General features: G+C 36.1%; 15 protein-coding genes. 10 read left to right on the top strand and 5 right to left on the bottom strand.

Features of this window, described 5'->3' with window-relative positions:
* Position 1: 1 nt before the first annotated feature.
* From cas9 to AAHI02_RS20795, 4 genes are all read right to left on the bottom strand, one after another.
* On the bottom strand, positions 2-4,252 hold the full coding sequence (gene cas9, locus AAHI02_RS20810) for a type II CRISPR RNA-guided endonuclease Cas9 (RefSeq protein WP_346984798.1): 4,251 nt from the start codon (positions 4,250-4,252) through the stop codon (positions 2-4).
* A 284-nt stretch (positions 4,253-4,536) separates the two neighbouring features.
* On the bottom strand, positions 4,537-4,665 hold the full coding sequence (locus tag AAHI02_RS20805) for a hypothetical protein (RefSeq protein ID WP_346984797.1): 129 nt from the start codon (positions 4,663-4,665) through the stop codon (positions 4,537-4,539).
* Positions 4,666-4,973: 308 nt separating this feature from the next.
* On the bottom strand, positions 4,974-5,615 hold the full coding sequence (locus AAHI02_RS20800; RefSeq protein WP_346984796.1) for a DUF6266 family protein: 642 nt from the start codon (positions 5,613-5,615) through the stop codon (positions 4,974-4,976).
* 284 nt (positions 5,616-5,899) lie between these two features.
* On the bottom strand, positions 5,900-6,163 hold the full coding sequence (locus AAHI02_RS20795; RefSeq protein WP_346984795.1) for a helix-turn-helix domain-containing protein: 264 nt from the start codon (positions 6,161-6,163) through the stop codon (positions 5,900-5,902).
* Between the two features lie 604 nt (positions 6,164-6,767).
* Between AAHI02_RS20795 and AAHI02_RS20790 the strand changes: the two genes are divergently transcribed.
* From AAHI02_RS20790 to AAHI02_RS20745, 10 genes are all read left to right on the top strand, one after another.
* Positions 6,768-7,811, top strand: coding sequence for a hypothetical protein (locus tag AAHI02_RS20790; protein ID WP_346984794.1), 1,044 nt, complete (start codon positions 6,768-6,770; stop codon positions 7,809-7,811).
* Between the two features lie 31 nt (positions 7,812-7,842).
* Positions 7,843-8,547, top strand: coding sequence for a T9SS type A sorting domain-containing protein (locus AAHI02_RS20785; RefSeq protein WP_346984793.1), 705 nt, complete (start codon positions 7,843-7,845; stop codon positions 8,545-8,547).
* A 6-nt stretch (positions 8,548-8,553) separates the two neighbouring features.
* On the top strand, positions 8,554-11,316 hold the full coding sequence (locus AAHI02_RS20780; RefSeq protein WP_346984792.1) for an RHS repeat domain-containing protein: 2,763 nt from the start codon (positions 8,554-8,556) through the stop codon (positions 11,314-11,316).
* Between the two features lie 35 nt (positions 11,317-11,351).
* Positions 11,352-14,894 (top strand): DUF6443 domain-containing protein, encoded by a 3,543-nt coding sequence (locus AAHI02_RS20775; protein WP_346984791.1) that lies wholly within the window; start codon positions 11,352-11,354, stop codon positions 14,892-14,894.
* A 12-nt stretch (positions 14,895-14,906) separates the two neighbouring features.
* Positions 14,907-15,299 carry a hypothetical protein gene (locus AAHI02_RS20770; protein WP_346984790.1) on the top strand — a complete coding sequence of 131 codons (393 nt, stop codon included), beginning with the start codon at positions 14,907-14,909 and terminating at the stop codon, positions 15,297-15,299.
* A gap of 220 nt (positions 15,300-15,519) precedes the next feature.
* The gene (locus tag AAHI02_RS20765) at positions 15,520-15,942 is read left to right on the top strand and encodes a hypothetical protein (RefSeq protein WP_346984789.1); all 423 of its coding nucleotides are present in this window, start codon (positions 15,520-15,522) and stop codon (positions 15,940-15,942) included.
* A 183-nt stretch (positions 15,943-16,125) separates the two neighbouring features.
* On the top strand, positions 16,126-17,271 hold the full coding sequence (locus AAHI02_RS20760; RefSeq protein ID WP_346986647.1) for an RHS repeat-associated core domain-containing protein: 1,146 nt from the start codon (positions 16,126-16,128) through the stop codon (positions 17,269-17,271).
* Positions 17,253-17,729 (top strand): hypothetical protein, encoded by a 477-nt coding sequence (locus AAHI02_RS20755; protein ID WP_346984788.1) that lies wholly within the window; start codon positions 17,253-17,255, stop codon positions 17,727-17,729. Before AAHI02_RS20760 ends, AAHI02_RS20755 begins: the two co-directional genes overlap by 19 nt.
* Positions 17,730-17,921: 192 nt before the next feature.
* On the top strand, positions 17,922-18,926 hold the full coding sequence (locus AAHI02_RS20750; RefSeq protein WP_346986646.1) for an RHS repeat-associated core domain-containing protein: 1,005 nt from the start codon (positions 17,922-17,924) through the stop codon (positions 18,924-18,926).
* Positions 18,916-19,545, top strand: a complete 630-nt coding sequence (locus AAHI02_RS20745) for a hypothetical protein (protein ID WP_346984787.1) — start codon at positions 18,916-18,918, stop codon at positions 19,543-19,545. Before AAHI02_RS20750 ends, AAHI02_RS20745 begins: the two co-directional genes overlap by 11 nt.
* A gap of 10 nt (positions 19,546-19,555) precedes the next feature.
* On the opposite strand, the gene AAHI02_RS20740 is transcribed toward AAHI02_RS20745, so the two are convergent.
* The gene (locus tag AAHI02_RS20740) at positions 19,556-20,428 is read right to left on the bottom strand and encodes a YceI family protein (RefSeq protein ID WP_346984786.1); all 873 of its coding nucleotides are present in this window, start codon (positions 20,426-20,428) and stop codon (positions 19,556-19,558) included.
* Between the last annotated feature and the right edge of the window lie 83 nt (positions 20,429-20,511).

The raw sequence follows: 20,511 nt of genomic DNA, 5'->3' as shown, positions 1-20,511 counted from the left end.
ATTATGCTTTTGAAATGTTACCTAAACGGTCGACATTAATTTTGATACAGTTTTCCTTAATCATAGAACCATTTATTGCTCTTTCCATTTTATTTAATGTAGAAAATTCAGCTTTATTAACAATTGATGTAGCTATTTCTTGTCTTACAAAAAATATCTGAGTTCCAGAAAAACTCACAACTTTATAAACTCTGTTGTTTTGTTCTTTCTTAAAATTATTAAAATCAATATTGATTTTATTTTCAAGTTCATCCTCAGAAGGAATGTAAACCAAATCATTCGGACATAAATAGAAATCATTCATTCCTTTTAGGTCAACCGCAGATAACCCTTGTTTTTGCCTTTCAATCACTTCATTCAAAGGAATTGTTTCATAATTTCTCTTACCATTTTTATCTTCGTACACTGCAAAAAACAAATTGGTCCCCTTTGCAGCCTCCACATATTTATCTTTTTTATTACCAGTTTGCCCCACCTGAAACTTACTTCCCAATTCAAAAACTCTTACTTTATTGATGGGCTGATGCGGTTTTCCATCATTGTAATTCTCAATATTTTTATTCAGGTCTTCAATTCCTTCTGGTGAAAATGCAAGTTCCGGACTGCCTTTGAATTCCAAATAATTTCTGAGAATTTTCTGAATTCCTGTGTCGGTAATAGATCCTACAGACTTCAAATCAAATGATGTATCAAGACTTTTCCTCGTTGCCGTTAAAATTTTCCCTTTTGGAACTTTTACCCATGGTAAGTTTACTTTACCCGAAACAGTATCCTTATGCATTGGTTTTCTAATCGCCCAATTGGTTCCGGTCTGTTCTATTTTTTCTTTATTTTTCACACCGTCTTTCTCTACATATTTCTCGTAATAATTAGTCGCTTTATTAATGACACGTAGATTTTGTTTAAAACTTACAATGATAGATTCCAAATTATGTTTAGCATCAACTGTAAAGTTTTCCCAAGGTTTCAAAAATTGTTTAGGTACTTCCTTTTCGACTTTCTCTCCCGTTTGTACGTGATTATAGACCACTTTCTCAAACCTCATCAATTTCTTTTTCAAATCGTAACGTTTAGTATCCGATTTTGCAGATTGATTGTTGAGTAAATTTACGTGGTCTTTCGTCGCGCAAGCGATTACCAAAGCATCCATTGCGTGATGACGATGGTCAATCCTTTTCTTTGAAAAACCTTTGGAAAATTCGATTGGCACGGTTGGCAAAAACTTTTGGTAATTTTCATTCCAGGCGGTAAAATCTGCTGAATTGGTAAGTTGATTCATTCTTTCAAATCGTGGCAAAATCAAATCATTCCAAACATCATTCAATCCCCAATCTTGTTTCAGCTGAGTCGTGATTTTCCCATTTCCGGGAACAATGTTTTTAGAATTTACACCTTCATCCGAACCATCTTCTACCCTGACAATGTTGGAAAGTATGCCGGAAATATATTTACTGATGTAACGAGTATCATTCAATTGTCGTTTGATCATTTCCTCAGGAATATCTTCTAAAAGAAGCTTATTTCTCTTACTTCGGTTATTGGCATAATGTTTCTTTACAAAATCTTCATATTCTTCTGTGTCAAAAACCTTTACATTTTTCCCGAAACCAAGTTCAATAATAGTTCCTCCAAACTGTTTAATAAATCCAAGCCCAATATAATTATCCTTCAATTTATTAACCGCTGATTCACAAATAATTTTATTACTAAAACTATCATCAAAATACCGGCTTTGTGGAATAATATGTTCAATTTCATATTCGGCTGTAAATAATTTATTTAATGGAATAATTTGTCCGGTATAAGGAGATTTATATTTCTGTTCCAACCAAAGCTTGTATCTTTTTAAATCTGAAGGAGAAGGTTGTGCGGTTTTGCTAATTTTCAGAATTTCATCATCAATTTCTATATCTGATTTTAAAATTCCATCCTCATAAATTTTCAAAATTTCCTGTTGCATAGGAGAGTATGGACGAACATTTTCAACCGAATGGTCATTCATCATTTCGGCCAATAATGCTTTGATTCTTAGATTCGTATTTTCGTTTTCCGAAATCTGACGTGTCAATTGTTCTCTGTCTGCCGCAGGAAGTTTCATTTCTCTTCCTAATTCGATATGAATTTCATTAAAGAAGTTTTTCGTTCCGTTTCCATATTTTACCCAAATATCTTTTACAACACGTAAAGTTTCTGTAATCACCTGTTCTACAATAGGATTACGAAGCGAATGTTGTTTAAATTCTTTCAAAAATTCTTCCAAATCATCGGCAGAATTCCACTTTCCAATCAGCGAAGCTTCTGAATGTCTTCCATAAACAATATATTGAGCCAACCAAAGTTGAAGACCTTGGAAATCATTTTCCGATTTAAGGTGAACTGCCTTTTCTCTTACTTTATCTTTTATATTTTCATCATATTCTCCATCGATGATTTTCTGAATTCTGTCTTTTGAATATTTATCGATATCAGCATAATTCCAATATTTTCCTATTCGCATCAAAGGCAACAATTTTTTAATCGCTTTTTCTGAAAAAGAACCGTATTCACTTTTAAAAGGTGGAAATTTTTTAAAAGCTTCAAAGAAAGAAATCTCATCCAGACTATTTTTATTGGCAAACGATTTCAATGCTTTTTCATACTCCACTTTATCGTTTACGGAATAGATAATATGCCAAATCTTCTGTTCAATTTCTCTCGTGAAGAAATCATCAGAAACATTTTCAACTTTATCTAATCTCGACAAAATCATCGTCTTAGTTTCGTTGCAAGGATATTTCTTGTCTTCTACAAAGTTCCAGCGGTGTGTTTTTTCATTGAGTTTAAAATGCTTTAGCAATGCTTTTTGGTCAACTTCCTTTCTGCTATTTAAAAACTCAAACAGATCTTCGAAATCTTTTGTAGTATTTAAACACTCTTTGGTAACATTGGTTTCGTCATCTTTTCTGTAAATATTTAAATTATACATCCATTGCCAAAGGCGGAATTCCTGATAAAAAGGATTAGATTTTGGAATAGCTTTCAAATATTGTGTATGCTCTGCTTCATTTTCATCTTTGTATTTTCTGAACTCCAAAGTACAGTTGGAAACAGAAGACTTCTGGCTTCTCAAAGGTCTCTGGTAGAAAATAATATCCTCCATAAAAAGATGTACAAAATCTTTTTTGCTTAAAGTCAGTTGATGTGCTTCATTGTTTTTATATAACTCACGAATGCAGTCATTATATAAATCATCACTCTGTAATTCCTGATGAAACTCTCTTTGCTTTTCTAAAATCTGCCTGAGTTCTTCTTTGTAAAATTTTCTTTCAACCGTCCGAACCAGTTTTCCTTTTATTTTTTGTTTCGGATTCTTGAGAAGTGTTTCATAAATATAGGTTCCAACTGTTTTATGAGATTGCTCGATTTCCTGTTCGGTTTTAGTTTTTATTGCAATCCAATCTTTTTCAGAGTCAACCGCTTTAAAGGTTCTTTTAATTTCTCCACTTTTCAAAATGGACTCAGTGATAATAAACTCTTTTGTACGATCAATCCAATCTTCAGTTTTAACAATTTGCTTGTCATATTTCCACCCATTTTCAAAATATACATCATAAAGAATTTTCCCTTTTATATTCTCTCCCGAATCTACAATTTTATCAACTTTTAAGCGTACAAAAGTTTTATCTTTCTCTTCTTCGAAATCTTCTCCACGCAATTGATAATAACCGCGTTTTTGATTAAAGTTTAAAATAATCCAAGCCAGTTCCTCTTTTTCAATTTTTTGAGAAAGTGCCTTTTTGCGGAGATAATAAATCGTCCAGTCGTAAGGTATTTTTAAATCCTGCCCGTTTACTTTAAAATCTTCAAGCATCTCGTTGAAAGAATCCTGAAACAGAAATGAAAATTGTCCATCAATATTTTTCCAGGCAAGTTTGGGTTCAGTTTCAACTCTAAACTTCCCAAATCGTTTTTCAAAATCAATCTGCGAAGCATAATGCTCTGGAAGGAAATTCAAAATATTTAATACCCTGTGAAGCCTTTCTCTTCTTAAAAGAAATCTTTCGCGTAATCTTCTTACGCTTCTGTATTTTGTACGTTCCGCGGTTTGTGAGACAGAATTTCCTTTTCCAAAATCGCCCAGAATATCCTGTGACATCGGAATAATCCGGCTTCCCATACCAAGAATCTCTCCTTGCTTATTATCAAAATCCTGGTTTACTAATGCCCAACCAATCGAGTTTGTTCCTAAGTCTAATCCAAGTATATTTTTCATACTGATTATCAGTTAATTAATTTGATTATAAAAATATTATTTTATAACTCCGCACAAATATAAATATTTATTCCTAAGTTTGTATTAAATATTGGATGTAATTTGACTGACGAGTTAAATTTGATAAGGCTCCAATCTTATCTTGTAAACCTTCCAAGGGTTTTCAACTAACAATATTGTACTAACAAAACATAATTTAAAGCGATCAATGAAGTTTATATTGTGCGGAGTTAGTTGTGAATTGCTTTCACTAAGCCTGTCTAACAAAGACAGGCTTTTATATTTTAAAAACTTATATTAATCCTGCTTCCAGTACCAAGAATTTCCCATTGCTTGTTATCAAAATCCTGTTTTACTAATGCCCAGCCAATCGAGTTTGTCCCCAAGTCTAATCCAAGTATATTTTTTGTCATATCTATTAGTTTTTTGAAATTGTATAAAAATAAAAAGAAAAAAAGTAAGTATTTTGTGGAAAACCATAAAATAATTAAAAAAATAATTTTTAGATTTGTATTCGAAAGCAATTCACAATAAGGATTATTCCGTTGTGAAAACATTTAGCGCCTCGCCTATCTGCGGGGCATTTTTATTTCTAAACATAATCAAGAGATCTATAGTTTAAAATAACCTGTGTAAGTATTCAAGCCAGCGCAACTCTCTTTCTTTGATTTAACATACATAAACAAAAAAGCCGCCTCACTTTTGAGGCAGCTCATCATTTCTAGATCAGGGTAACAGCACCAATATGCACACTATTAGAAGCCGAAGTCCCTTTAAGATTATGAAAGTAACTCCAGACCTGGACCTCTTTTCCGGCATACGCTGCGGGAAGCGTGACCTCTTTCGTCAGATCGGTGCGAACGGCTATGGATTCAAAGATCTCAAAGCGGTCCAGTTCCTCGCAGTAGCAAATCACGTTGACAGTGTCGGTTTCTGCGGCATTGCCCTGAGTGGAATTATTCTCCCAGTTCAGCCGGATGATATTTCCCGCTTGCGGCTGGACGGTCATGTTCTGGAAACCGGTAAGGTCGCCTTTGGTGATCAGCACCTTGTTGTACACCAGTTCGGGAACATCGCCCGCCATCTGTACCGCCTCACTGATGGTGTAGGATACCGCCATATTTACCCTGGATTTTGATCCGCTCCCCGATCCGAAATATTTCGTCTGAATACTTTTGAGCGGCTGGAGAAACGTGATGACCATTTTAAATTTCTCCTGCTGAAGCTGCTGCTTCTCACTTGGTGGTCTGTTGCTGGGTTTGGGGATACTCCTGATGATATCCTGTCCGCGCCAGCTGGCTCCTACAATCGTTCCTACTTTGCCTGAAAATCCTCCCAGGATTCCTTTCGTTATTCTTGCCATCTTTTTGTATTTTTAAGATTAGTGAAACGAAGATAGAACGGAATTTTCCATTTTCAAGCACTTGTGAAAGCGATGACCGGTTTTGACGCTTTTTGACCGGTTTTGACCGGTTTCCGAGGTACTTTCTTCGGGTCTTCTTAGGATCACCTTCGGGTCGGCTTCGGAAAAACGGTACTTTTTCCGAAGAGCTTCCGAAGAACGCCCGAAGGATTGCAGGAAAATATGACTGGTTTTGACCGGTGACTTACGAACCCTCACCTCCCATTCAAATAAAAAAAATACCCTCATTTTTTGAGGGCACTGTTGAAAAACGATTTTGGATAAAATATTTTCCGTCCGATCCGGACATGTGGAATACTCTGTGATTTCCTGATCCGGAACAAAGTACTGTCGCTGATATTAAGCATTCTTTTGACATCCGCACTGTCGTAATACAAGGAATCCTTCCCCTGCGGTTTTTGAAGATTGGCCAGAATTTCTGAAAAAACATCCAAAACAAAACGCATCAGATGATCGTCATACAACGGAACATTGGGTTTATTTCTCATGTTGTGTTTTTTAAAATTAAACAAGAATAATTATCGTTATTTTTTAACTCAAACGTAAGGGATATAAAATTTATTGTTCAGGTTTTACTACAAAAAATACCGGCATTAAAGTTTCATTTTTTTCATTTAACCGCTTCTGCTTTATGGTAGAATATTATTCGTTACAACGCCCCTATTTCATCTCAAAATCATCTCAATAACTGAAGTAATAAAATTTTATTCACCGTCATTTTTTAAAGTTTTTTACCAAGATTAATTTTTAACAACGTATCATTGTTTTATGATTTTTTTTCTCTAATTTCGCCCCGGATTTAAAGAATAAGATTTTCCCCTTCTGAACAAAAACTGAATATTCATGATCATACGACACGGTTTGTCGTCTCTGAGGAATAGTTTTGTATATCTGATTGAAAAATGATGTTTTTGAATCTAAAATAATAAACAAAAAACCATGATAACAACCATTCATTTCAGGGCCTTTCTTCCTTACTACAATATTCTTATCAATAAGTATTCAGGGATGAGGTTTTCCTTATTTTCTTAAGAAAAAACCTTTCTAATTTCGCCAAAAAGATCATAACAGTTTAACCATTCAACACTACGTATGAAAAGACTCTATTCCAGTGCATTGTTTGTATGCACATTCCTGAGCGTTTCTGCCCAGGAAGTCATCTGGCAGAAAGATATCCAATCTTCAACACAGGATTTTCTTTCCCAGATCACCACAACCATCGATCAGCAGTATCTGATAACCGGGAGTTCTATCCCTTCGACAGGCTCAGGGACCACACCTTCGAGAACCTCAGGGACCACTCCTTCGAGAGCCGCAGGCAAAAGCCAGCTGCCAGCAGCCAACAGCCAGCAACAAAATAACGGTTACGATTTCCATTTGGTTAAATTAAACCAGCAGGGAGAAGAAGTCTGGGAAAAGTATTTCTCGGGACAGAATCATGATTTTCTATCAGCAACGGTCAATACACAGGAAGGTGGGTTTTTATTAGCCGGTACTTCTTTCAGTGGGAAAGGCTTGGATAAAAAAGAGGATTCCAAGGGCGGATCTGATATCTGGCTGATCAGAATCAACGAATTCGGCGATGAATTATGGCAGAAAACCATTGGCGGCGCTTCGGATGAAGAAGCAAGAGCGGTAATTCAGACCACCGATATGGGATTTTTTGTGGCGGGGAATGTTGCCTTCGGCTCTGCTCAGGCAACGGGCGAATCAACGGATCAAAGTTCCCTGAGGCTCTCGAAGGGAACAGCAGGCTATGGTTCTAAAGATGTTCTGGTGGTACGACTGGATAAAAACGGAAAGGAATTATCACAATTGATTTTAGGCGGAAAAGGATTGGATGAGGTGGAGAAAATGATTCCGACGAAAGATGGCGGGGCTTTGCTGGGAGTGTATTCAAGAAGTGCATCCTCCCCCAGCCCCTCCAAAGGAGGGGAGCAAAACGCTTCAACCCAAAATTCAAAATCACTTTCCGGTTATGCAAAGTCTACCGAAAATTTCGGAGAAGGGGATTATTGGATCATCAAGCTGAATAAAGATGGGAAAGTAGAATGGGAAAAGAATTTCGGCGGAACAGGAGATGATCATTTAAGAACGTTGGCTCTGACTTCCACAGGATATTTAATCGGGGGGTGAATCAAGATCGGAAAGGTCAGGAAATAAAACGGTGGGTATTGAAGAAGGAACCGATCTGTGGTTGATTTCCCTCAATGAAAGAGGGGAAGAAATCTGGCAGAAATCCTACAATTTTAAAAATAGGGATGTGCTGATGGGAATGAGTGTGATATCCTCCCCTAACCCCTCCAAAGGAGGGGAATCCGGCAACCTGACCAAGGGCATTTTGCTGGGCGGTTACACGCAGGCGGAAGGAAGAATAGAAAGTGATGATGAAACATTCTGGATGCTGTACCTGGACCAGAACGGAAATGAGCAGTGGAGAAAGCATGTAACGGGAGACAAGAGACAAAGAGAAGAGAGATTATCCGACATAAAACTGAACCGGGACGGTTCGATTGTATTGGCCGGAACGAGTGCTGAAGAATTAGGAAAAGAGAACTGGAAGATTGTGAAGCTGGGAGATAAACAGATCGACCAGCTGATCGAAAAGCAGGATATTAAGATCTACCCGAATCCGGTGAGTGAGTATGCGTATGTGGAGTTAGGAACCTCCCCCAGCCCCTCCAAAGGAGGGGAGCCTCCGTTTGAAGCAGAGATTACGGTGTATGATATGGGTGGAAGGCAGCTGCAGAGTCTGAAAACCAAAAATAAAGTGACCAAAATTAATACGCAGGCGCTGGTTCAGGGAGCGTATCTGGTAACGGTGAAAACTAATGATAATAAAACAGCAAGTGCTAAACTAATTAAGAAATAATAATTCATGAATAAAAATATAAAAACCGTATTTTTTATATTGTCTTTACTTTTAGGTAAACACAGTATGTATGCGCAGTCCAGTGTGGGGGAATGGATAGATGTACCTATTGCTTCTCCATCCATGGCTTCTCTGGCTGGATTTTCAGATACCCCCGTTTCCATCCAGACCGGGCAGCCTTCCATCGATATTCCATTACTTACGCTTCCCGGCAATACAGGAAACTTCAGCTATCCTCTTGGAATAAGTTATAATACGCTTGATATTGGCAACAATATTTCTGATGTTGGAAGCGGATGGTCGCTGGCCGCAGGAGGTGTTATCTATAAGAAAGTAATGGGTGATCTTGCCGATGAATCCTATATTGACGCTTCGGCTTCCTATTACAAGAAAAATGAATTTGATGATATCTACTACTACAATCTTCCGGGCTATGCGGGGAAATTCATGATTAAAAGGGATACTATCCATGATACCTTTACCCTGATAAAAATGACCGCTGATAACATGAAAATCAGCTATACAAGAGATAATAGTATAACAGCCACCCTAAAGATCAAAAATTTTACGCTTACTGATGACCAGGGATACCAGTACTTCTTTAATACGGTAAACGTCAACCGTTATAAATTCCCGGATGATCTGTTCGGTGCCGAGTATCATTCTGCCTTTATGCTTTCAGAAATAAAAACCCCTTCAGGAGCTTCAGTTATAACGTTTACGTATGATAAAAAAGACAAGTATTCTGTCAATACACGGCTTTATGAGATCTACCGTCTGAAAGGGATCAAAAGCCGAAAAGGTGAAGTCATATTCACTCAGACCTATAACGAGACCCTTGAAGGGTCAAAAAATGATCCTTATACGCTGGAAGGAATTACGGTGAAGAATCCGGCAGGAGAAACGGTTTACAGTTATGCTTTTAATTCATCGATCAACGCCAGCAAAAGAACTCTCAATTTTATTGAGAAAAAAGATAAGAACGGAAATGCAACTGAACGTACAAGCTTTATGTATCAGGACGGAAAGCTTGAAAAAGTAATCTCTCCGCAGGGAGCTGTTACCCAATATGAATATGAAGAAGGGGATGTGTTTTCTAATCGTAATGATCCTGATTATCTTGCAGGTCTTGAAAGCAGTTTAAACTTTAATCCTGAAATCCAGTATGAAAGTGACATTTTCACCAACCAGGTTAATACTTTAAGCACAACAAATTATAATTTTACCATTCCAGGTGACGTATCAAAGCAAAAAAGGTTTGTATTTAAGCTGGATATTTCAAAAAACTATAATGGTAATGATCTGCCAACTTTACCGGGAGCTCCCAAGCCTCCTAAAAATCTGAAATTTGTATTAAAGAAGAACAATCAGGAAATATTTACGTTTGTCGATTATTACAATGAAAAAAAAGCGCTATTGCTTTATCCGGGATCATACACCTTACAGGCTGTATTCGATCCGGATGTAAGCGGTGTGGGTACATTCACCGTCGCTGAAACTAAATTCCTTCCTCCACCTTACAGAAATGCACAAAAGGTATCAGATAAGAGACTGAAATATGTGAAATATTACTCCAGAATAAATGAAGCGGCTCCTAGTAAAACCATACACTATGAATACGATTCTTTTGATTTGCCCAACTCTGCCAGCGGTTACAGTTTTGATAATGAAGAAGGCCCTGTCAACAGCTATATATTATACCGGAATGTAAAAGTATCCGAAACCGGCCTGGGATCTATACGATACTCTTTTGGAAACCCGGATGATTATCCTAAGCAGCAGGTAGGGGGCACGTCACTGCAACCTGTTTACTTCTGGCCTTATTATAATGTAACCAAACAGGGACTGATGACGAGAAAAGAGGTGTATGACGAACAGAATGTGCTTCTGAGCTCTGAAAGCTACACCTATGAACCTGACCATTATTTTAATGAAGAATACGATTTCACACACGGTAAGATTAAATCTAAAACAGCCTACATCAAAAAAGCTGCTTCTGTAAATAAGGCTTTCTACGCTGACGGAGGAAGCCTGGAAACAGCCTCTGAAAAGCTTATTAACATTTCCAATCTAAAGCCTTCTTATATTAAAAATACAGCTGACGCTGAAATCTTCGAACAAATCATTACCTATGCTGAAGGACAACCTGATTACACTCATCTGGTTACTGCGAATATGACAGGAGTTCCCATTATCGTGGAAGAAAAGAAAAATGGAAAAACCATTGCCAAAAAGGTTACCAAATTTGAGAACCTATCCCTTATGCCGACTTCTGTTTACTCGGCAAGCATAGCGGACGGAAACATGAGAGAAACTCTAAAAATGGATGCTTATGATTCCCAAACCAATCCTGTACAGATCTCGTCCGGAAAAGGAAAAACAGTGGCATTTATATTCGGGTATGATACCACCCAGGTTATTGCGAAAATAGAAGGTGCCCAATATGATGATGTTAAAAACAATCCTCTTGTCATTGCGGCAATACAGGCTTCAAACAATGACAATCTTAACCCTGCTACCGAAAGTACCCTGATCACCGCCCTGGAAAATCTGCGTACACATTCTTCCATGGCCGGATATCAGATTACGACTTACACCTGTGATCCGTTGGTAGGACTCACCACGACCACCTCTCCGAACGGACAGCGGGAACTCTACGAATATGACAGCGCAGGAAGGCTGAAGAAAGTGAAGGGCGCAGAACGGAACAATGCGGGAAGCATCGTTGAAAAAACGCTGAAGGAATATGAATATCATTATAAGCCTTAGCCATCGGTTTTTTTAATTTTAAAATGATAAAAAGAATGAAAAAATTTCTAACTATACCGGGGATCTTATTAGCGATAAGCATCTCTGCCCAAACTAATCTTACCCCTACCGAAAATTATATTTATACCAAAACCTGCCTGACCGGCGACTGTACCAAAGTATCCGAAACCGTACAGTATTTTGACAGTTTTGGAAAACCGTTTCAGACGGTGAGCATCAAATCCACTCCTGCGGGAAAAGATATGGTACAGCATATTCCTTACGACCGTTTCGGAAGAAGCGTCGACAGCTGGAATCCAGTTCCGATGACTTCCCTGGGAGGTGCCATTCAGGACAGCAGTGCCGTAAAAAGCACCGCCGTATCCGTATATGGAGACAGCCGGCCTTTTTCGCATACCGTGCTGGAAAAGTCACCGCTTGGCCGTCCGCTCAGCAGCATCTCTTCAGGACAAGAATGGCAGAATCATCCCGTAACCATGGGCTATTACGCGAATAAAGCCAATGAGGTCAAAAAATATACTGTAATCACCGGCTGGGCCGAAGGAAGAACAGATGATGCGCTTTCATCGCCCGGGTTTTACCCTGCTAACACGCTCGTTAAAACTTCAGTAACCGATGGAGACGGAAACAAAAATATCGAATATAAAAATAAAGCCGGGCAGGTAGTACTTGTTAAGAAAGCCGCCGGAAAACCTGAGGAAACAGATACGTATTATGTGTACAATGAGTACAACCAGCTTGCTTTTGTAATCCCTCCGCTGGCCGTGAATGCGCCGATGAATCAGACTACCTATGACAATCTCTGCTACCAGTACCGGTATGACGGCTGGAACCGCCTGGTAGAGAAGAAGGTTCCGGGGAAAGGATGGGAATATATCATTTATGATCAGCAGGACCGGCCGATCATGACCCAGGATGCCAACCTGAGAACCATAGACAATACGTTTGGAGCAAAAGGCTGGATGGTCACCAAATATGATAAACTGGGAAGAACCGTCTACACCGGATTTTTCCCAAGTACCGATTCCAGACTGACACTTCAGAACAATGTAAGTAATCTTACGGTAAATGCGGAAAACAACGAGATAAGAAGTACCTCGTCATTTACCACCAACGGAATAGACGTTTACTATACCCAAAATGCTTTCCCTGCAGGAGCGATCACAGTGCTGTCGGTCAACTATTATGACACCTACCCTGCCTATAGCTTTAACCCTTCTTTTCCGGCTTCCGTATTCGGGCAGGAAATTATGACGGATGCCTCCAATGCCCCGGTAAGCACGAAAACCCTGCCTACCCTGAGCCTGGTTAAAAATATTGAAGATAACAACTGGACCAAAAGCTATGTATGGTATGATACCAAAGGGAGATCAGTGGCTTCCTACTCCATCAACCATCTCGGGGGTTATACGAGAACAGAATCTGAAATCAATTTTGCAGGATGGGTAAAGCAGACCAAAGTCTACCACAAAAGGCTCTCGACAGATACTGAAAAACAGATCACCCAGACGTTTGAATACGACGACCAGGGAAGACTGAAAAAGCAGTACCACCAGGTGGGCAGCAATCCGCAGGAGCTGCTGGCTGAAAATACCTATAATGAGCTTTCACAGCTGATCAATAAGAAAACAGGAAATAATCTCCAAAGCATCGATTATACCTACGATATCAAAGGTACTCTGAAAAAGATCAATGACCCGGCCAACCTGAACGGGAAACTCTTTGCCTATGAAATGAAAACTACCGCCCCGGTTACTGCTTTGGCAAAGTATAATGGCAATATCACGGAGGTCGACTGGAGAACTTCTTCCGATGATGTCCTGAAAAGATATGCCTACCAGTATGACGGGCTGAACAGAATGCAAAAGGCAGTTTATTCTGAACCCGCCTCTTCCGTCCCGCAGAATGATCTTTATAATGAAGAGCTCACCTATGACCTGGGCGGAAATATTCAGACCCTGAAAAGAAACACCAAAGGGTTTTCGGGAATGGAAGAGCAGATTGATAATCTTGTGTACACGTATGACGGAAACAAGCTTCAGACGGTTATGGATGAATCTGCCAACTATGGGGGATATCCCGATACTTCAGGGAATGTAATTTCCTATGATGACAATGGGAACATGACGAGCCAAGCAGATAAAGGTATTCTGGAAATAAAATATAATTTTTTAAATCTTGCTGATAACATAAAGTTTGATAAGACCTATAAGCCGAGAATGGTTGGCTTCGAAACGGATTATCATGTTAAAACAAAATATGTTTACAATGCGATGGGGGTAAAGCTCAAGAAAATTTACACGTATGGAGTGGGGAGGAATAATCTTGAAACCAGTACCATAACTGATTATCTGGATGGCTTTCAATATGAAGAGGTTTATATAGGAAGTTTAACAAATCCGGTGCTAAAATTTGTTCCTACTTCAGAAGGCTATTATGATTTTGAAAAAAATCGATATATTTACAGCTATACAGACCATTTGGGAAATGTACGCCTGAGCTATTTAAGAAATACAGCCGGTGGCAGCGCAGAAGTTCTTGAAGAAAATAATTATTATGCTTTCGGGCTTAAGTATGATGCCAATTTTATTTCGTCCAGAAATCCTTCTTCTTATAACTATCAATATAACGGTAAGGAACTCCAGACAGAAACCGGCTGGAATGACTTCGGCGCCAGGATGTATATGCCTGACATCGGCAGATGGGGTGTAATTGATCCGTTGGCAGAGCAGATGAGAAGGTATTCTCCGTATAATTATGCGTTTAATAATCCTGTGAACTTTATTGATCCGGATGGAATGGCAGCGACTAAATGGGATATATACGGACATTGGGATTTCGATCCTAATACCACTATCATGGGAGGTAATTTCTTTGAGGGAATGATTACTGGTGCCAACAGAATGTCATTATGGAAGAATCCTGGAAGTGGTGGAAGTGGATATACCGTAACAGGAAACGCAGCGGGTTCTATGTTTAGTTATTTGATGGGAGGTGGAAATATAAACGATATCTCTTTTAATAATGGATATGCAATATGGGGTACACTCGATAACTCAAATAATGCAATGTTTTACGACAACGATACAATGCTTACAGGTAATACTGGCGGGGTGACTTTGCATAAAGTTAAAGTGAACGATAACACATTTTGGGATGAACTTAATGAAAAACTTGGAGCCATTGGATTTGGTAATGATATAAAAACACAACTTATTGATTATGGTATATTAAAATCGTCAGGATTAACATATAGTGAGTTTAAAGCATTAAATGGAGCCGCTCAAGAATTAAGAATTTTAGGAACAATAGGATCTACAGGAAGTAAGTATCTTAAAGCTGCTAAAGGTTTAGGAAATGTTATTACTGTAGCTACAACAGCTTATACAACATATAAAACTTATGATTATTATGTTAATAAAGGAGGCACTGATTGGAAAGTTGGTGCTAAAGCAGCTTTAGATGTGACAATGACTGTAGTTGGATTTTTAGGTCCAGTAGGTTTTGGAATTAGTGCAACATATTTTCTACTAGATGCAGCTACCGACGGATTTGGTGGGTTTGGTAAAATTGAGTAAAAGAAATAACAGATGAAATATATTATAAATTTTTTAGAATATCTATATAACAAATATTATTATTTGCAAATAAAGATGGGAAATAGTGATGTTGCAAAATATACATCAATAATGATGATAACCTTTTTCCTCAATTTTTATTTTATAGTTTTCTTAATATTTTTGGATATTTTATTTAAACTGGATCTTCCTACAATTCCAAAAATTATTTATTTATTAGTTATTTTTCTTACGATGATATTATTATATTTAATATTAGTTTATAAAAATTTTGATAAAATAATTGATAGCGAAGAAATTAAAAGAAAAAGCAATTTTTTTGCTATTCTTTTTCCAATCATAGGATTCATTTTATTTGCCGGTTATTGCATTTTTAAAATGTTGCAAAATCAAGGAAGAATATAATAATGCAAGAATATAATATAAACGTTTTTAGACAGTCAAGAGTTTTACTGAGTCTTTTTTTATTTCCAGTAATATTGTTAATGGCGATTTTCATTTGTGCAGAATATAATTCATTAATATTTCCAGTTTTATTTTTAGTAATTGTTTTTTTACTAATTTATTATTTCATAATTGGAAATCTTAAAATTATTATTAAAGATGATATTGAGTTACATTTTGTGTGGAAAAAAAAGTTTTTTTTAATTATAAACCTATTAAACCTATTAAGATAAGTGAAATAAAAACTATTGTTGTAGATGAAGACCAACTAATACGTAAAATAAAGACAGATAATAACATAATTTACATAAACAATTCTAAAATTAGGTCTAAAGATGCTATTAAATTTATACATATTCTTAAAAGTAATACGGATAAATATAATTTTAGAATAATTGATAGTTGGGATGAATTTGCTGAGAATGGATATCTAAAAATAGCTTATAAAATCAATTCATTTGTATTAATTGGATCTATAATTGTTGCGGTAATTTTTATAATTCTAAAAGGATTTAAACCTGCTTTATTATCTATTTTATTATTATTTATACCACAAATGATTTTGTATAAAAAACAAATGAAAAATAAAATTGATACTCAATAATGATTTATAAATATATGGTCGTGTATCAAAGTTAGTGATGGCATAATTCCACAGTCATTAACCTATTGAAAATCAATAAAAATTAAAAATACATTAATAGAAAATAAGAGTAGGATTTCTCCTACTCTTGTTTATTTTTGTCGATAAAAACATATGCAAATGATTGAAGATCACTCCTAATGTATCAACTTCAGAAAGTATAATAATTTAAAAAATCAATATATTTACAGCTATACAGACCATCTTGGAAATGTACGCCTGAGCTATTTCAGGAATGCAACCAGTGGCAGCGCAGACGTTCTTGAAGAAAACAATTATTATGCTTTCGGGCTTAAGTATGATGCCAATTTTATTTCGTCCAGAAATCCTTCTTCTTATAACTATCAATACAACGGCAAGGAACTACAGACGGAAACAGGATGGAACGATTTCGGGGCCAGGATGTATATGAGTGATATCGGTAGATGGGGTGTCATTGATCCGTTGGCAGAACAAATGAGGAGATATTCTCCGTATAATTATGCATTTAATAATCCTGTGAACTATGTTGATCCGGATGGAATGGCTGCGACTAAATGGGATATATACGGACATTGGGATTTCGATCCTAATACCACTATTATGGGAGGCGATTTCTTTGAGGGAATGAATACAAGTGCCAACAGAATGTCATTGTGGCAAAATCCGGGAAGTGGTATTGGAGGAACTACTTATTATGGTCAGGAAGCCTATAATGTCTTGCAAAGTTTTTTAAATCCGCAAAATTACTTTGAAGGGATTGATTTTTCGCAGTTTGGAGAAGGAACAAACAATGATGGAAATCCAGCAGCTTTTTGGTATTTTGATAAAAAAGGAGAACAATTAATGAATCATTGGTTAGGTGGATCAGGAAAAAATCTAAGTTTTTCATATGATAAAAGTTGGACTAATTATGTGAGTAAAAATGGATTTGTACAGGATGAATTGTATAAACGGGCTTTAGCAAGAAGCTATATGATGTATTCTGAGAAGAAAGGCACATATTCCGAAACATCTGGTAATTTTCATTTTGAAATAGATAATACATATAATACAGGATATGGTATGCTACATGGCACTAAATATTTTAGTTACGTGCTAAATGGAACTTATGATAAAAAGAGTGACTCATATATTTTTAAATATAATTTAAAATGGACTGATCAAATAAATCATAATCAAAACGTTTTACTAGACAGAGCTTTTAATAGTTTTACAAGAGCAGTTGCACATCCCAAAGATTATTGGATAACGATTAAATGGACTCAAACAATTATAATAAAAAGTAAAGAATGGGAAGAATTACATTAATTATAATGTTATTTCTGGTTATTAGTTGTAATAAAAATTCTAATTTAACTAGAAATACCAATAAAGATAGAGCAGTATTTGTGAAAAAAAATACATTTATAAATTCTCCTGGAATATATTATTTTAGGGATATTAGTATTATTGTAAAAGAATTTAAAGATAATACTATTGTTTATGGAATTTTTGATTATTATAATAAACTTATATATCAAAGAAATATTAATAATTCGATTAGCAATTATATGAAGTGGACTATTTATGTTGATAATCAAGGTCAAGTATGGTTCTATAATGTAGATTATCAAGAAACAAACGTTTTCGTTCCAAAGCAAAACGGAGGAGTTTTCCTAGATGATTACAAGAAACTTCCTACTATTCCTAAACAACTTAAAGATTTTATAGATAAAAAAATAGGTCATGTTCCAGATGTGTTGGTTTTCTTTATTGATCAATATTAAAGGAGAAAATTTTAAATAAAATTAATAGAAAACAGATGGTCATTTGGATCATCTGTTTTATTTTATGTTAATACAAAAATCTTAAAATAATCAATATATTTACAGCTATACATACCATCTGGATAAAACACCACTGGCAGCGCAGAAGTTCTTGAAGAAAATAATTACTATCCGTTTGGATTACGACATGATATTAATGTTCTTTCGGTCAACAGTACTTCTTACAAATACCAGTACAATGGTAAAGAGTACCAGACAGAAACCGGCTGGAACGACTTCGGAGCCAGGATGTATATGCCTGACATCGGCAGATGGGGTGTAATTGATCCGTTGGCAGAGCAGATGAGAAGGTATTCTCCATATAATTATGCATTTAATAATCCTGTGAACTTTATTGATCCGGATGGAATGGCTGCGACTAAATGGGATATATACGGACATTGGGATTTCGATCCTAATACCACTATTATGGGTGGTAATTTCTTTGAGGGAATGATTACAGGTGCCAACAGAATGTCATTGTGGAAGAATCCTGGAAGTGGCGGTGGGGGAAGTCTCACTTTTGGGAAAACCCAAGCCTACAAAGATCTAATGTCTGCTTGGCAAAACGGACAAAGCTTCGGATTATATAATAATTTCGGTGTTTTAAGTTGGTGGACTGATGCAGACGGGGCGCAATATGGACAATATAATATGATGAAATTTGCAACCCCTTCAAATGACAAATGGGAAGGCGGTTCTTATGTAGCTATCACAGGACTTTCGTCTTATTTAGCAAGTCTGATTAGTAGCACTAATGAAACTTTTTATAGTTTTTCAGGAGGGGTAAATGATCCTGATAAAGAAACACTGAATAAACTTAGACCAAGAGATAATATTGAAATTAACGATATGTTCGAACAAATATTTATGTTTTATGGAAGAAACACAAAACTTACTGGTGGAAGTACAGGTTTTCAAGAAGCTCTTGTTCAATTTGGTCTTGATGCAGAAGGTGTTGGAAATCCTTTCAATTTCAAGAGTAATGACAGCATAAACATTAGCGCTACTCTCTATTATCCTTATCCGCATGATACTATAAAAACAGTTCTTGAAAAAAATATGAGTAAAGGAAGAGAAAATCTTCAGAACAAAGTTGATTCAATTAACGAAGTTGAATATAAAAAAGGATGGCATTATAAAACATATGGATGGTAAAATTAAAATAATCGCAAGTATTTTTATTCTATTAATTCTTATTAATTGTAATAAAGAGAAAAAGGAAAATTTATTTCAGTTAACTGAACTAAATAATTATAAAATTATTAAAACAAAAATCAATGATTCTATAATAAAGATTAATGGTAGTAACAAAGATTATACAATAGAAGGTAACATGAATATTCATGATAATTCTAAGCACGGTTGGTGGAAGATTAATAATGAGATTATTGGGGAAAAGTATGAAATAGAATATATATATCTTGATAAACAGATTGAAAATCAAATTAAAGTATATAAAAACGGGCAACTTGATAAAAATGTGAGTAAATTTTATACTAAATCATTTGATAAGAATAAAGTAAGTTTTTATTTCTATTTTCCTATTTCAAAATTTAAAACAAATCAGGTGTACTTTGATTATACTATTTCTGACACAGTTAAAAGAAAGATAATTAAAGAAGGAAAATTAGATTGTCTCAAAAATATTGATCATTATTATTGCTCAATACCAATTAATAAAAATGAAAGTGTAATTGGTATAATAAATAATTTTTCAGATTTTAAAGAGAAAGATAGTGTTACACTTGCTGTAGATAGAATGTTTATAAAGTAATAATAGTTCGCTATCTATTAACCAAATAAAAATCTAATCTTATCCGCAAGCAATAATAGAAGAGGCTGTCCAAAAAAGTTTGGTCAGCCTCAATTTTTTTGTTGAAATTGTAAACTACCCTGAAAATTTCTGGGCAAAAAACTAAAATGTATAAAAAAAGCCACCTTAAAAAAGGCAGCTTCAACGATTTTATATCTAACAATATTATTTTTTTTGCTTTTACGTCAACAGCGATTTCGATGTCTTTGCTGATCATCCATTCTGCCGGATCGGCTTCGGAAGTTCCGAACTTGATCCCCCAATCAGCTCTGTTTACCGTGAACTTAGCCTGGATGGAAGCAGAAGTCTCCGTTACGTCGACCTTTGCAGGGAAGGTTACATTCATTGTTTTTCCTGATAAAGTCAAATTTCCGCTAACGGTTTTATTGGCTCCGGCAATTGCATCTGCAGGTGCTTGTTTAAGATCCGCTACATTCGTGATTTTAAATTCTGAAGTAGGATTTTTTGTTGTATCAAAGAAATCAGGGTTTTTAAGATGTGCTTCAAGATCTGCCGGCTTTTTATCTTTTTCGGTTACTGAAGCCGGATCTACTTTAAGAGAATTCATATCGATCACGAAATTTCCCGCTGCAACATTTCCGTTTTCAATGTTTAGATCACCGGATTTCACCATCAAAGTTCCCCAACGTGGCGCCATACCGCCTTTGTGGAAAGCTTTCCAGTTTACGACAGATGCCGCCGTATCGACAGCCAATACTTCCCCTTTGCTTTCCGCAACTTTCTGTTCTGTAGATGTTGCTGCGTTTTCCGCAGATTTTTCTTTGTTACAAGATGCTGCAAGCAATCCTACTCCTACCAATGCAATGACGCTTAATTTTTTCATATTATCTAATTTGTTTTAAAAGTTTATTATGATGAACAGCTGAAAATAATAAATATTTTTTGCTTCTGATATTCAAAAATAGA

This window comes from Chryseobacterium sp. POE27, assembly GCF_039727685.1.
GTDB lineage: Bacteria > Bacteroidota > Bacteroidia > Flavobacteriales > Weeksellaceae > Chryseobacterium.
Note: the sequence above shows the minus strand (reverse complement) of the source record. Positions and strands in the feature narration are given on the sequence as shown.

What these genes read in the sequence shown, in the direction of transcription:
- cas9 (WP_346984798.1), bottom strand. Translation starts at nt 4,252, where the DNA reads ATGAAAAATATACTTGGATTAGACTTAGGAACAAACTCGATTGGTTGG.
- AAHI02_RS20805 (WP_346984797.1), bottom strand. Translation starts at nt 4,665, where the DNA reads ATGACAAAAAATATACTTGGATTAGACTTGGGGACAAACTCGATTGGC.
- AAHI02_RS20800 (WP_346984796.1), bottom strand. Translation starts at nt 5,615, where the DNA reads ATGGCAAGAATAACGAAAGGAATCCTGGGAGGATTTTCAGGCAAAGTA.
- AAHI02_RS20795 (WP_346984795.1), bottom strand. Translation starts at nt 6,163, where the DNA reads ATGAGAAATAAACCCAATGTTCCGTTGTATGACGATCATCTGATGCGT.
- AAHI02_RS20790 (WP_346984794.1), top strand. Translation starts at nt 6,768, where the DNA reads ATGAAAAGACTCTATTCCAGTGCATTGTTTGTATGCACATTCCTGAGC.
- AAHI02_RS20780 (WP_346984792.1), top strand. Translation starts at nt 8,554, where the DNA reads ATGAATAAAAATATAAAAACCGTATTTTTTATATTGTCTTTACTTTTA.
- AAHI02_RS20775 (WP_346984791.1), top strand. Translation starts at nt 11,352, where the DNA reads ATGAAAAAATTTCTAACTATACCGGGGATCTTATTAGCGATAAGCATC.
- AAHI02_RS20770 (WP_346984790.1), top strand. Translation starts at nt 14,907, where the DNA reads ATGAAATATATTATAAATTTTTTAGAATATCTATATAACAAATATTAT.
- AAHI02_RS20755 (WP_346984788.1), top strand. Translation starts at nt 17,253, where the DNA reads ATGGGAAGAATTACATTAATTATAATGTTATTTCTGGTTATTAGTTGT.
- AAHI02_RS20745 (WP_346984787.1), top strand. Translation starts at nt 18,916, where the DNA reads ATGGATGGTAAAATTAAAATAATCGCAAGTATTTTTATTCTATTAATT.
- AAHI02_RS20740 (WP_346984786.1), bottom strand. Translation starts at nt 20,428, where the DNA reads ATGAAAAAATTAAGCGTCATTGCATTGGTAGGAGTAGGATTGCTTGCA.